The following is a 12252-nucleotide window of genomic DNA, read 5'->3' on the forward strand; positions in this document are numbered from 1 at the left end:
GAAGGCAAGAAAAGGCGCCTGTCGGCAACGCCAAGGGGTTGGGCTGGGAACATCAATCGCGAATGGTGACGGCGCGTCCTTGCTCCAATAGGTTCTCCAGCAACGCCAAGGCCCGGTCGATGGTCAAACCGGTGCCGGGGTCTCCGTCGCCCTCCTGGAGCTGCACACGGACGCCATCCGGGGTTCGTTGCACGGTGAAACGGGGGGAGGCCGCCAGGGCGTCTTGGCGGTCCATGCTGTTATCCACGAAGGCATTGGAAGCAGTCATGGTTTCAGCATGCGACAGGATGGGGATTTGGCAAGCCTTGAATCGATCTACAGGGCAATCCATCCGCTAGAATTGAGACTGAGGCCGTGGATACTGGCCTCGCTTGGCCTCAGACGGCCAGGCTTAGCGATGGATACAGGGGGAAACATGGATTTGGTTGTTCCGCGCGATCGGGAGCTGCCCGATTTGCTTTCACGTGCTTCATCCGGCGATCTCAATGTGCTCGCCGACCTCATCACCGACTTCGGCAAGGGCCGAGTCGCCTTGGATGGCTCGGTCAAGTCTCAGATTCTGGCCTGTAAGGAGCGAGGTCGCCTCCAAGACATCTCGGAACTTCTTGCCGGAGAAATCTCGGCATTCGGTGGCAACACCCTTGTGAATGCCGTGCGCAAAGGCGGGGTGTCCTATCAAGAACTGGCATCGGACGTGGCCAAGCAGTTGGATGGAAAGCCCTCCAGCGGGCTTGCTCCATGGGATCTTGAAGAGATCGCGTTGATCCAAGCGGTGAAGAAGGCCTTCAAGGACGTTGCCGTCGATGTCTCCAAGAAAAGCGGTGCGCAGTTGGCGGACCTCATGCGGCCAACCATCAACGGAATGATCAAAGAGGCAGGATCGGCCTGGGGCGCCCTCGCCAATGGCGGAGCCTCTGGGATCGCAGGGTTCTTGGGCGCTCGCGTTGCCCCCCTAGTTTTGGTCCCTCTGGCGGCCACTGCGGTTGGGGCGACCGCGCTTCAAGCGGCGACGCCAGCCTTCCGTATCACGGTGCCAGCCGTCCTCCAAATTGCTGTCATACGTCGCCGCCAGTTCGATTCTGACCTGGCTTCATACCGCGAGGCTCTACTAGCATGCAAGTGAATCCCGACCTCTCTCGGGCTCTGCCCGAGTTTCCCGACGTGTTGGCCAAGCTGACCGATGGCACTTACACGCTCCATGGCGGCGTCATTCGCCACGCAGCCGGCACTGGCAGAGGAGGACAGATCGTAGGCCACTTGATCTTCCCAGGAGATGCGCTCCAGACGCAGCAGCGACTTCAAGAGCTCCAGTCAGCCTTGTCCAAGGGCATGAACAGCATCCAAACCGGAATGGATGGCCTCCAGCAGAGCATGAATGTTCTGCAGGGCCTACAGGTCGCGAACTTGGCCATGACGGGGTTGAATCTTGCGGTCACGACAGCCGGGTTCGTGGTCGTATGCAAGAAATTGAACAAGATCAGCGCCCAGATACAAGAGCAGTCCGAAGGCATCGCGCGGACACTTCACTTGGTAGGCGAGGTGCACGAGAGAAGCCTGCTGAACGATGAAGCAAGGTTCCGCTCTCTCCTTCTGTCCGCCCAACAGTTTTGTGGTGAGGGTGACACGCATCAACTCCGGACGTTGATCCCTAGGTTCCACGAGGAATACGAGTTCACCAAGCTCATACTGGAGCGTCATGCTCCCATCGGCAGCAGCAATCTGGATCGATTCGGCGAAATTCAGTTGCTGCAGGAACGCTTGATCCACCTTGGCCTTGGCTTGACTCATGTTCAACTGAAGAGCGGCTCTCCAGACTATGGAAAAGCATCGCTCGTCAATCTGGCCGAGACCGTGAGCGCCCTCAACGCCAAGCGCATCGAAGCAATGCTTGGCAGCGAAGTTGCAACACAGGTACGCAAGAGCGATTTCAGCGAGATCACCTCGTTCTTGAAGTCTGGGAAGGAGATGGTCCCGGCGCTGGCTTACCAAGCCGACGTCATCGACTTGGAAATCCGTCGTCGCGGCCTCCTTGAGCAGGCCTCTGAATCCGCGGAAATCAGGCTTGTGGCTGCCTGATCGGCACTCGGGGGAGGCCAAGGTCTGCCTTGGCCTCTCCCGCTTTCGCGTTCACCCTCAGCTCGCGGCCCCACCTACCGGCCCAATGTCAGTTTGAGCCTCGCTGCTTTCAAGGGCCGACAACGGCTCACCGAACAGCGCGCGAATCTCCAGCTCATTGATACGCTCCTGCAGCTGGAATTGAATCACTCGGGCTCTGGTGCGCCCTACATCCTCCCTCAGTGCATCCGCCTGAAGAGCCTCCACCTCAGCCGCCTGCTGCTGAGCGCTCAAGCGGTCGAATCGACGCCCCATCTCTTCCTGCCGAGCCACTTGTTGTTCGAGGGTGGGCGTCACATCGGTTTCCCAAGGCTCCAAAGACTGAGAGCGCTCCTGCGCCACGTGCAGTGCTGTCACGGTCGCCGATGACCTCAACGGCACATCGCCACAGGCCTCGCCTACGGTGGCTGCTCCATTGATCCGCAGGCGCACGCATTCTTCCTGTTTGCCGTTGATGCGGCGGTTCGAGCGGGCGCCGTCGTCCAGACCCATCTCTTTCAAGCCTCGCCAGAACTGGCGACCGGTGAGGAGATCGATGTCCGCCAGCCCTTGCCGGTAGCCCCAGTTTTTGTAGTTCTCGTAGACCTGCCGCATGGAAAGCGTGCACTCATCCGTCTCAATGCGCACCACGCGCTCGGCTTGAGCCCAAGCCATGACCTGGTCGCTGCCATGGCGGGCGGCCAGCTTCGCTGCGCGCACGGCTTCGGGCATGTCGGCGTCGGTGTCGGACAACGCCCTACCACGGGCCACGATGCGCCGGGCGCCTTCGAGCATCCAGTCCAGCACAAGCTGGCCTTCCTCTGCCAGGATGTTCTTGACCAGATCAGGGTCGTGCTGGTTGACCGGTACCGCCTTCTTCCAGTGCACGACGGTGAGGCGGCGCCACACCCCGTTGCTCTTGTCGCGGATGAAGGGTGCCGAGTTGGACGTGATGATCCACTTGGCCGTGGAATGGTAGCTCGCCAGCTGCTTCTGGTTCTTCCGGTCGATGCCAATGCCATTGCCGGAGACCATCGTCTTAAACCGACCTTCGGCCCACTTCTCGCACTCCACCTCGTCCACCAGGATAAGGCTGGCGCCAATCATGGGTTCCAGGCTGAAGCGGTCGCCCAAAGTTTCGAGGTTGCAGCGGGCCACCTGACGGTGCATCGCTTCCACGATTTCCGCCAGGGTGGATTTGCCAGAGCCTGCGACGCCGTGCCACCAGGCGGCCTGGCTGTAGACCCCCGGCAACAGGGTCATGCCGCACTGCTCCTGGAGCAGGTCGATGACGCGCGGGTCGTCGTGGGCTTGGCGGAGGAACTTGGCGAATCGCGAGTCAGCCGGCAAAGGCTGGGGCTTGTATGCATGACCCTGCCTGCCACCACAGGCCACCCTGACCGCGTGGGTCATGCCCAAGGCGGGATCAGGAGCGAGCACATGGAAACCGCCGGGAAGGATTTCCACGTAGCCGTCTGCCACCGGCACGATGGCCCGCTTGGCTTGGGTCGGCATGGGGTTCTTCTGGCGCAGCCGAAGGGAAGCCATGTCCCAGCAGTCCTTGGCGAGCTTGGGACTGCCCGCGAAATCGGCGTTGCGGTCAATCCAATCGGATGCCACACCCACACCTTCCGCGTCGCTGATCGCTTGCCAGTAGGTACCGTTCCAATGGTGTACGATCTCGCCGGTGCCGCTGGTGGCTTGGCACGCCCACAAGCGATCGACGCATTCGGTGGTGCGGCGGGCAAACAGGATGGGGAGCGACGGTGGCTTGCGCTGGCCCTCTCGATCAACCGAGTGGCGGTAGAGCTGCTTGTGCTCCTCTGCCTCCAGGTTGATCTTGCGGGCGGAGGCTTCCGCACCCAGGAAACGCGACGCTTCGAATGGCACGATGTTGCTCGGCTCTTCCGTCGTCGGGTTGACAGCCTTCCCTTTTGGGGACACATTGGTTGTAGACATTGTTGTTGGCTCCTCTCAAACCCTCGCCCTGGCCGGTGGGGGTTTGTCGTTGTGGGGGGACAGGCTTGCTCAGGCAGCGCGTGGGAGAGCGGTTTCCAAGGCGCGGCGAATGAACTCGCTCTCTGTCATCTCGTTTTCGGCCGCGGCGAGACGAAGGCGTTCCGCCAAGGGGCGTTTGATCCGAACGTGCTTTTTCACGCTGGCGCGGATGCTGTAAGTCGGCGGCGATGAGGGATGGGTGGCGGCGTTCACGGTGGCAACTCCGAAGGTGAAAGGTTTGGTGTGTCCCACATGGGGGACACTTCCACTCAACCACTCCAAGAGCTTTCCGCAACCCACGGTTTTTGACTAAACACGAAAACTGCGGAATCTCTCGCACTTTTTCCGGAACCCCTGTTCTGCTGACTTTCCCTTCCCTGCTGGTCTTCCATTAGCCAGCAGAAAGAGAAGACCAGCAGGAAGACCAGCACCTACAAACCCTTGATTCCAAAAGCTTTCCATTCATAGAAAACCGTTCCGCTGGTCTGCTGGGTCAAAAAAGAATCGGTTTTGAAATTTGAGATACCAACACTTTCCATGCTCTTTGGACGCATTTGCACAGGGGAGTTGAATCGAAAGCCAGCAAGCCAGCAGCGCACTTTTTAGTCACAGAAATCCCTTGGGATTCAACGACCTTGCACTGCCGGTCTTCCTGCTGGCCTTCGATCGCTGCTGGCTAGTGGAAGACCAGCAGCCGGAAGTTCCTACTCATCTTCGGCCAAACACTCCAGTTGTTCGCGTTTGCAAACGGTCAAGAACGGGTGCTGAATCTCCCTCCCGCTTTCCACCTCCGTCACCACCACGTGTTCTTCAATCGTAAGGGCGCCATGGTGCCAATCGATGGCATCCAACTCCGCCAAGGACAGTCGCGCGAATGCCTCCATTGCCTCGGACTGGGTCTGGGCGGAGACCTCAATCACCTTGCTCACCAAGTAGTCACCCCGGACGACGAATTCGTAAGTTCCCATCGGCTTCTCCTAATAGTTGAGGTGGTTGCGCATGGGTGGACACGGCCAGTTGAGATCTTCGCGATCGGAACCATCGGGGCTGATGACCTCCACAAAGCCGTAGACCTCCTCCAACTCGGTACGCCAACCACCGGCATGAATGTCAGCCACTCCCATCGAGTTCAGAATCTCCAGGGCTGCCGCCTCTGAGTCCGCGTCGATTCGGATTTCCAATTCGGCCGTCGCGCGGCCCAAGACAACAACGCTCCATTGATCAGCCATTGCAGCTCTCCTGGTTCGCAGTGGCAACCTGCGCCACGCGCTGGATGACAAAGAACTTCCCGCGCAGCACACCGCTTGCCTGCGCTTGCTGAAGGTGACCGGCGGCGCGCTTGCCGTAAGCCACCACCAACGATCCCGAAGGCGCTGCCGTGCCGGTGGTTCCGTCGGGACGCACAAACTTCAGCCTCCCACGGGTGAGCAGGATCGCCGTCGCGTTGGGGTGGGAAAGCACCCAGTCGTGCATCCATCCCGTCTCCATGCTGACCGGCACCAGGGCGATACCGCCGCCGGGGTGGTTGGCCAGCTTGCTCAGCCACTTCTCCATCCCCTTGCCGTAGGGCGGGTTCATCCACACGAACGCCTGCATCGGCCACGGCGTTGCCAAGCCGTCCTGGCTCGGCGGGATCATCCGGCGAGCCGTGGGCGCGGGCAGCCGCGACGGATCTTCGGGCGTGCAAGGATCGAGGTCAAAGCCGCGCCTTCCTCCCAGCGCCTTGACGATGGCAGGCGGGGTATACCAATCCACGCTCGTGTGGGCCTTGTCGCTTGCTTTGTAGCAAACGGAGCTGAGCCGGGTGGGTTTAGCCGCTGCGAGGCGGTTGGCAGTCTTGAACGGCACAACATTGGTTTTGGGTTGCATGAGAGATCTCCAGGCAAAGCTCCGCCAACACGGCTGCTTTGCCGCGTTGAAGGAATGGGTTTCGGGAGTTGGGCTTGAACCAGCCCGAGAGGCGCTGCTGGCGGCGGGTTACCACCAAGAGTTGTAGAACACGTCCCAACCGTCGTTGATCAATGCGCGGGCCTGCGCAATGAAGTCCAGATCTTCTTCAGCTCGATCGGGATCCGATTCACCGAAGAAGAAGCCCTGGGTATAAGGCAAATCATCGTTCAGGACAGCCAGTTCCAACGCATCAAGATCGTCCAATCCAAGGAATACGGGAACTTGGTTGAAGTCGAAGGGATCAACATGCCCCGTCCTAGCACTGTGCAACTTGCACATCCAACCGTGAAGGTTCGGATGCTTTCGCCAGTAGAAAAATAGTTCTTGAGTGCGATCTCGCACATCAGTGCGGGTTGACCGCATTCATATCGAGGCCCATCGGCTTGCTCCATCGCCCCGACCACCGAGGCGTTGGAGTAATCATCCGAACTGAGAGCTTCCATCGATACGGATATTGGAGGCCTCCAATATCCGTTAGCGGCCGTTACATTCGCCCATTGCGCTTGTCGGGCATCTTTGGAGGCGCCGGCCGCAGGCGTTCGTCCAGCGCTTGTTCGATCAGCCTAGCTCGCGAGGCGTCGAGCTGCTGAGCCAGGTCTCGCAGACGGCTGGCCTGGGCTTGGGCTGCGTTGTTGAATGCGTCCACCCACTGGCGCTTTACGTCAGGGTTCTGCCAAGGCTGGGCGAATGCCTCGGCCAGCGTGCAGACCCGAATCCCAAGCCCGATCTGCGCGCCCAATGCTTGGAGCCGGCGAATCAACGCATCGGTGATCGGTTGGTCGGTCAGTGGCTCCAGGAAGAACTGCTTAGCCTTGGACCCTTTGGCCACCAGAAACGGCAGTTCTGCAGTTAGGAGGGTGTCGATCGCAACGCCCCGTTCGCTCAGCGGCTTCCAGAGGCCCTTGGCCTTGAGCTCGGCTGCCCAGGCCATCAACGGGACAAGGGTGGTCGAGCGCTTGCGAGTTCCCTTCACCGTGAACAGCGTCCCCGTTGGGGGGTGTTCCTTCAAGAGGTGTTGCAACTGGGCCGTGCTGATCGCCAATACCCCAGCGGCCTCATTGAAGCTCAACGGCACGTCCACCTTGGGGCGCTGCTTCGCTAGGCGCAAATGGTCTGCAACCTTCTTCTCCATCTGGCCCACGCTTTCGGAGCCAGAGAGTTTGCCGAGAAAGCGGTCGATGGCTCGGCGGTAAGCATCGGCGGCAGTGAGGGCCATTAGTTTCGCTCCCTCCCCTTACCACCGACCTTCGTAGGGCGTGCAGAGGTATTGCTGCTGCGCCGCCCGACCTTGCGTGCCGGCAGGGTGCTCAGCGCCTCTAGGTCGATTCCGTAATCTAGGACACCCAAAGCTGGCGTTCCTCCGGCACCGTTGAGCTTCTCACTCACCGTAAAGGGCCTGCTGTAAGTCGCGTGGTGTTCGTCGTCCAATTCGTGGCCGACGATTTGGGCTCGCATTTCAGAGGCCACACCGCTGCCCTGCATCTCCTGAATCACGGTCTTTCGGAGACTATGGAAACCACGCTTTGCTTTCGGCCACCCTCCGCTATGCTTTTGGAGGTAGTAGCTGAACGCCTTCGATATCCAGTTCCCCGCACCATTCTTCGCCTTACTGTCGGCCTGCGGAAACAACCGCCAGTCCCCGCTCTCCCTTCGTTCGGCGACGTAGTCCAAGAAACCGAGCTTGATCAGGTCGGGATGCAACGGGACGACCCGATTGGAAACATCGGTCTTCAACCGCTGATCCTCCCCCTCATCGGTAAACCGTATGCACGGGATTCCCTCCTCCTCCTTGACGTCGAGGGTGAAAAGCTGCCCCACCTCACCCGCCCGGGCGCCCGTATACAGGCCCAGCAAAGCCGCCCAGCGCGCTCCCGTTGAAAGCTGCTTGAAGCTATCGGGCGCGAAGAGTTGATGAACCTGATCCAAGGTAAAGGCCTGGAAGCCAAACTTCCTGCGCTTGCGCTTCTCCGCCATCGAAACGCTGACGTGACCTGCGGCGACATTGTCTCCCTTGAGCACATAGCCTGAAGCCATTGCCCAAGTGAAAAATCCTCTCTTTCCTGCGAGGTAGCTCTGGCGATTGTTGAGCGTAGAACGCGTTAACCCGCGTTTGGTCAAATGGTCGTAGAAGCGGGCCATCTCAGGCCGCGTGATGGTGTGCAGCTCGCGCTCGGCGCCCAAGAACTCGATCAGCTCTGTCACGGGAAGCAGTTTGATGCCGACCGTTTTGACCTCAATGTCCTCGGCGGCGACTTTGTCCTGCCAGATTCGCTTCGCATCGATCAGGCTGATGGTCTCAGCTGGCAGGGGCTGCGCCGCCGCTGATTCCAACGGGCTTGGCCCAGCCGCCGCCGGAACTGCACCCGCATCACGGAAGTGGAACTTGCCGATTTCTTCCAGCGCCTCCATTGCGCGAGCATGGTCGGCCGCATCCGTGGTCCGAAGACGGAAGCCCGGCAAGTCAATTTCATAACGCCGGGAGCCGTTCTCCGCGACGCTGCGCAGAACATCCTCAACCGTGAGTCCCTTCTTGGTCATGCACCCATCCCTGATCGCATCGAATGCTTGAGCATAACGCTGTGCGATAGCCAAGGCAGCCACTCTTGCGCTATGCAGGTGGATGCCCAGGGGATGCTTGACGAAGGGTTTGCCGACGATGCCGCGCATGTCCGTCGGAACGCGCATGCGAAACTGGTAACGGCCAGTGGAAGAGCGAGTCAGATAGCTTGGTAACCGCATCGGAGTTGTGCCCCGATTTGTGCCCCAAGCCGCCCTTCAAACCCCTGAAAAATGTCGTTTAAAAAACAAGCACTTACTCAGGATTGGCGGAGAGAGTGGGATTCGAACCCACGGAAGGTTTAACCCTTCGCCGGTTTTCAAGACCGGTGCCTTAAACCGCTCGGCCATCTCTCCAATCGGGTCCCGGTCGCGCCGGGCAGCGCCGTATTCTCGCACGTGAAGGGCATTTGCCCAAGACCACCTTGCCCCTGCCCTCCGCATCCGGCACGGTGGGGGCCTTCACCGCACTCGGAGCCGCCATGGCCCATCTCGATCTGGCCAACCTGCGCACCACCCTGCTGGACGACACCCAGCTGGCCGCAATGGCCCTGCATCGCACGTTCGCCGGGCACCTGCCGGTCAGCAGCGGGCATCTGGTGGTCTGCGATCCGCTGGTCCAGGCCGAGGCGCCCGCGCTGGCCGACTACACCGCCCCGCTGGGCCGGCATCCGGTCGAAATCATCGTGCACAGCGGCCGCCCGGCGTTGGCCGTGGTCTGGTTCAAACCCCGCGAAGCCCTCACTGCGTCTGCCCTGCACTGGCAGATGGCGCGCTGGACCACGCAGGACCTGACCGGCCTGGATGACGACAGCTTCATCGGCTATCCGGTCGACGCCGGCATCGGCTGTTTCATGGACACCGACACCCAGCAGGCACTGCTGGCCCTGATCGAACAGGCCGATGGCGACGAAGAGAGTGAATGGTCGGATGCACTGATCGACCACGATGGCCTGGATGAAGGCGCCGAGTACCGCCCCTGGGGCGAGGACTCGCCGCACGGCCTAGTGGTGTTCACCAGCGGCTGGGGCGACGGCGTCTATCCCAGCTACTGGGCGCTGGATACCTCCGGCATTCCGGTAGCACTGGTCACCGATTTCCTGTGCATCCAGGGCGGTGACGGGCGCGACGAGCGCGAGATCGCCGACCAGGCCTATCGCGACAGCCTTCCACCCGAAGAAGCTGAAGCACTGGCACGGCTGGTTGCGGCCGTGGAACGCGATGATGCCGATGCGCTGCACATCCTGCTGAAGGATGCGCCGCAGCGCGCCAACCAGATCGAACCGCTTTGTGGCGGCACCGCAGTGTTCGAGGCGATCCGGCTGGACCGTCCAGGGGCGTTGCGGGTGCTGCTGCAGGGCGGCGCGTTGCCGGCGATGCCGGAGCGCCTGCACATGAGCAAGGTGACCAGTTACCTGGACTACGCGCGCTTCCTGAAGAAGCCGCGCAGCGCGGAGCTGATGGCAGTACTGGAAGCGCCGGTCGTGGCTGCCGCCCCCACGCCGATGCCGGCACCGCAGCGCAGCTTCTGGGACCGGCTGTTCGGCCGGAACTGATCGGCGCCGGAATACAGCAACGCCGGGCATGGCCCGGCGCTACCGTTCAGCTCTCTCAGCCCGCATCCACCGCCAGCGCGCCCAGAGCACTGGCTTTGATCCGCTCCTTGGCCTTCTCACACGCACCATCACAATGCAGGCGTGAGGCCTCCAGCTGCGGCGGCAGGTGCTCGGCCAGGAAGTCGATGAACACGCGCACCGCCGGCAACAGGCCACGGCGCGAGGCGAACACGGCATGGCACACGCCCTGCGGCAGCGACCAGTCCGGCAACACCACTTCCAGCTCGCCATTGCGCACGGCATCGGCGCACACGGTTTCCGGCAACATGGTGATGCCGAAGCCGTCCTTCACCATGCTCTGCAGCAGCGGGAAGTCGAAGCCGGCCACGCGCGGCTGCAGGTCGACCCGGCGCACTTCACCTTCCGGGCCATGCAGTTCCCAGCGCTGGCGTGCTTCGTCTTCGCTGATGCTGAGGGTAACGTGCTGGGTCAACTCTTCCGGGTCCTTCGGGCGGCCTGCGCGGTCCAGGTACTTCGGGCTGGCCACCAGCAGTTCCTGCACCTGGCCGAAGCTGCGCATCACCAGGCTGCCGTCGTCGTCCAGGCGCGAACGCACGCGCAGGGCCACGTCGTAGCCTTCATTGATGATGTCCACGCGGCGGTTGCTGATGTTCAGCTGCAGCCGCACCTTCGGGTACTGCTCGAGGAACTTGGGCAGCAGCTTGGGCAGCTGCATCTGCGCCAGCGACACCGGCACGCTGGCGCGCACCACGCCGCGCGGTTCCGCGCTGAGGCGGTCGACCACTTCGCGGGCGGCCTGCGCCTCGGCCAGCATCGTCTGGGCGTGGCGGTGCACGCTGGTGCCGACGTCGGTGACCGCGAAACGGCGCGTGGAGCGCTGCAGCAGGCGCACGCCCAGGTCGGTCTCCAGCTGGCTGATGCGCCGGCTCAGGCGCGACTTGGGGATGCCCAGCGCGCGCTCGGCGGCAGCAAATCCACCGTGGTCGACCACCATCGCAAAGTAGTACAGATCATTCAGGTCATGCATGCCCGAGTTCCATATCTAGAACAATACGTGGCATTCAATCACCTTTATTCCGCCTTTGCAACAACCTATCGTTCTCTCCGTCGGCGGGGCCTACCCGCTTCTTCCTTCCAGAACATAGGTGACTGCCATGAAGCTTCTGCATCTCGACGCCAGTGTGCTTGGCGAGAACTCCGTCTCCCGCCACCTGACCGCCGCCGTGGTGGCCCGGTTCAAGCAGCAGATCGACGGCCTGCAGGTCGATTATCGCGATCTTGACGCCAATCCGGTACCGCATCTGCGCAGCAGCTCGCTGGCCAAGGCGGACGCAGCCGAAGCGACCGATGCTGAACAGGTGCTCGAGCAGTTCCTTGCCGCGGACATCGTGGTGATCGGCGCGCCGATGTACAACTTCAGCATCCCGTCCACCCTGAAGGCCTGGATCGACCGCGTGGCCGTGGCCGGGCGCACCTTCAAGTACACCGAGAATGGCCCGATCGGCCTGGCCGGCGGCAAGCGCGTGATCGTGGTCAGCAGCCGCGGCGGCATCTACACCGATTCGCCGGCCGACTTCCAGGAGCCGTTCCTGCGCCAGACGTTCGCATTCTGGGGCATCAACGATGTCGAGTTCGTGCGTGCAGAGGGCATCGCCTACTCGCCGCAGCACCGTGAAGACGCCATTGCCGGCGCACTGGCCGCGTTGCCGTCGCACGAAGCGGCTGAAGCCGCCGCGGCGTAACGCGTTCCAGCGTTCGGCGCCGCTCTCTCCTCGTCTGGGCGCTGAACGCGGGCCGGGATCCCCTCCCCCATCCCGGCCCACCCTGGCGGCCCCGCTGTGCGGGGCCGTTTTTTTTGTGATGCCTGGTCTGAGGGTCCGCGCTATCCACGCATGGCGTGGATCTACTGGGGCATCGGTGAATTCATGCCGGGCGCGTGCAACACCCTCCAGTAGCAACTGTCTTGTCAGGGGCTGCCGAGGGCCACCTCGGCGTCCCGCTTGCGGGCATTGAGGATCACCAGCATTTTCCGCATGACCGCCACCAGTGCCACCTTGCTCGCTTTACCCTTGGCCTT

Annotated in this window: 14 protein-coding genes, 1 tRNA gene and 1 pseudogene; 4 read left to right on the plus strand and 12 right to left on the minus strand. The window is 61.7% G+C overall.

Annotation, left to right across the window (positions count from 1 at the left end; translation table 11 throughout):
• Positions 1-52 precede the first annotated feature (52 nt).
• Positions 53-268 carry a hypothetical protein gene (locus tag D7T59_RS17210; RefSeq protein WP_049408734.1) on the minus strand — a complete coding sequence of 72 codons (216 nt, stop codon included), beginning with the start codon at positions 266-268 and terminating at the stop codon, positions 53-55.
• A 147-nt stretch (positions 269-415) separates the two neighbouring features.
• On the opposite strand from D7T59_RS17210, the gene D7T59_RS17215 reads away from it, so the two are divergent.
• Both D7T59_RS17215 and D7T59_RS17220 read left to right on the plus strand, forming a co-directional pair.
• Complete coding sequence (locus D7T59_RS17215; RefSeq protein ID WP_049408735.1) at positions 416-1123, plus strand: YaaW family protein; 708 nt, start codon at positions 416-418, stop codon at positions 1121-1123.
• Positions 1114-2076, plus strand: a complete 963-nt coding sequence (locus tag D7T59_RS17220; protein ID WP_180852994.1) for a hypothetical protein — start codon at positions 1114-1116, stop codon at positions 2074-2076. The genes D7T59_RS17215 and D7T59_RS17220 overlap by 10 nt, the downstream gene beginning before the upstream one ends.
• Before the next feature lie 57 nt (positions 2077-2133).
• Here D7T59_RS17220 and D7T59_RS17225 read toward each other — a convergent pair whose 3' ends face one another.
• The 9 genes from D7T59_RS17225 to D7T59_RS17265 all read right to left on the minus strand — a co-directional run bounded on the left by D7T59_RS17225 (position 2134) and on the right by D7T59_RS17265 (position 8955).
• A complete protein-coding gene (locus D7T59_RS17225) occupies positions 2134-4053 on the minus strand; it encodes a DNA primase family protein (RefSeq protein WP_180852995.1) in 1920 nt (639 codons plus the stop codon).
• Positions 4054-4122: 69 nt separating this feature from the next.
• Positions 4123-4305, minus strand: a complete 183-nt coding sequence (locus D7T59_RS17230; protein WP_141098938.1) for a ribbon-helix-helix protein, CopG family — start codon at positions 4303-4305, stop codon at positions 4123-4125.
• A gap of 491 nt (positions 4306-4796) precedes the next feature.
• Entirely contained in the window at positions 4797-5060 is a 264-nt protein-coding gene (locus D7T59_RS17235) for a hypothetical protein (protein WP_180852996.1), read from the minus strand.
• A 9-nt stretch (positions 5061-5069) separates the two neighbouring features.
• Complete coding sequence (locus D7T59_RS17240) at positions 5070-5321, minus strand: hypothetical protein (protein WP_180852997.1); 252 nt, start codon at positions 5319-5321, stop codon at positions 5070-5072.
• Entirely contained in the window at positions 5314-5961 is a 648-nt protein-coding gene (locus D7T59_RS17245; RefSeq protein WP_180852998.1) for a DNA N-6-adenine-methyltransferase, read from the minus strand. The genes D7T59_RS17240 and D7T59_RS17245 overlap by 8 nt, the downstream gene beginning before the upstream one ends.
• A 108-nt stretch (positions 5962-6069) precedes the next feature.
• The gene (locus tag D7T59_RS21360; RefSeq protein ID WP_258013157.1) at positions 6070-6246 is read right to left on the minus strand and encodes a hypothetical protein; all 177 of its coding nucleotides are present in this window, start codon (positions 6244-6246) and stop codon (positions 6070-6072) included.
• Between the two features lie 280 nt (positions 6247-6526).
• Positions 6527-7258, minus strand: coding sequence for a hypothetical protein (locus tag D7T59_RS17255; protein WP_180852999.1), 732 nt, complete (start codon positions 7256-7258; stop codon positions 6527-6529).
• Positions 7258-8781: a site-specific integrase gene (locus D7T59_RS17260; RefSeq protein WP_180853000.1), complete on the minus strand. Its 1524-nt coding sequence runs from the start codon at positions 8779-8781 to the stop codon at positions 7258-7260. Before D7T59_RS17260 ends, D7T59_RS17255 begins: the two co-directional genes overlap by 1 nt.
• 84 nt (positions 8782-8865) lie before the next feature.
• Positions 8866-8955 (minus strand) — tRNA-Ser (locus tag D7T59_RS17265).
• Positions 8956-9080: 125 nt separating this feature from the next.
• Here D7T59_RS17265 and D7T59_RS17270 point away from each other — a divergent pair.
• A complete protein-coding gene (locus D7T59_RS17270; RefSeq protein ID WP_180853001.1) occupies positions 9081-10154 on the plus strand; it encodes a DUF4241 domain-containing protein in 1074 nt (357 codons plus the stop codon).
• 55 nt (positions 10155-10209) lie between these two features.
• On the opposite strand, the gene D7T59_RS17275 is transcribed toward D7T59_RS17270, so the two are convergent.
• Entirely contained in the window at positions 10210-11202 is a 993-nt protein-coding gene (locus D7T59_RS17275; protein ID WP_049429058.1) for a LysR family transcriptional regulator, read from the minus strand.
• 127 nt (positions 11203-11329) lie between these two features.
• Between D7T59_RS17275 and D7T59_RS17280 the strand changes: the two genes are divergently transcribed.
• Positions 11330-11917 carry an FMN-dependent NADH-azoreductase gene (locus D7T59_RS17280; protein WP_180853002.1) on the plus strand — a complete coding sequence of 196 codons (588 nt, stop codon included), beginning with the start codon at positions 11330-11332 and terminating at the stop codon, positions 11915-11917.
• 224 nt (positions 11918-12141) lie between these two features.
• Here the strand turns inward: D7T59_RS17280 and D7T59_RS17285 are convergent.
• Positions 12142-12252: pseudogene (locus D7T59_RS17285) on the minus strand (IS110 family transposase); the annotation flags it as partial.

The sequence above is a fragment of the Stenotrophomonas maltophilia genome (assembly GCF_013464915.1).
GTDB lineage: Bacteria > Pseudomonadota > Gammaproteobacteria > Xanthomonadales > Xanthomonadaceae > Stenotrophomonas > Stenotrophomonas maltophilia_AT.

Bases quoted from the DNA above. Each gene is read 5' to 3' on its own strand.
- D7T59_RS17220 (WP_180852994.1), top strand. From the start codon at position 1,114: ATGCAAGTGAATCCCGACCTCTCTCGGGCTCTGCCCGAGTTTCCCGAC.
- D7T59_RS17275 (WP_049429058.1), bottom strand. From the start codon at position 11,202: ATGCATGACCTGAATGATCTGTACTACTTTGCGATGGTGGTCGACCAC.
- D7T59_RS17225 (WP_180852995.1), bottom strand. From the start codon at position 4,053: ATGTCTACAACCAATGTGTCCCCAAAAGGGAAGGCTGTCAACCCGACG.
- D7T59_RS17215 (WP_049408735.1), top strand. From the start codon at position 416: ATGGATTTGGTTGTTCCGCGCGATCGGGAGCTGCCCGATTTGCTTTCA.
- D7T59_RS17280 (WP_180853002.1), top strand. From the start codon at position 11,330: ATGAAGCTTCTGCATCTCGACGCCAGTGTGCTTGGCGAGAACTCCGTC.
- D7T59_RS17210 (WP_049408734.1), bottom strand. From the start codon at position 268: ATGACTGCTTCCAATGCCTTCGTGGATAACAGCATGGACCGCCAAGAC.
- D7T59_RS17260 (WP_180853000.1), bottom strand. From the start codon at position 8,781: ATGCGGTTACCAAGCTATCTGACTCGCTCTTCCACTGGCCGTTACCAG.
- D7T59_RS17270 (WP_180853001.1), top strand. From the start codon at position 9,081: ATGGCCCATCTCGATCTGGCCAACCTGCGCACCACCCTGCTGGACGAC.
- D7T59_RS17240 (WP_180852997.1), bottom strand. From the start codon at position 5,321: ATGGCTGATCAATGGAGCGTTGTTGTCTTGGGCCGCGCGACGGCCGAA.
- D7T59_RS17235 (WP_180852996.1), bottom strand. From the start codon at position 5,060: ATGGGAACTTACGAATTCGTCGTCCGGGGTGACTACTTGGTGAGCAAG.
- D7T59_RS17245 (WP_180852998.1), bottom strand. From the start codon at position 5,961: ATGCAACCCAAAACCAATGTTGTGCCGTTCAAGACTGCCAACCGCCTC.
- D7T59_RS17255 (WP_180852999.1), bottom strand. From the start codon at position 7,258: ATGGCCCTCACTGCCGCCGATGCTTACCGCCGAGCCATCGACCGCTTT.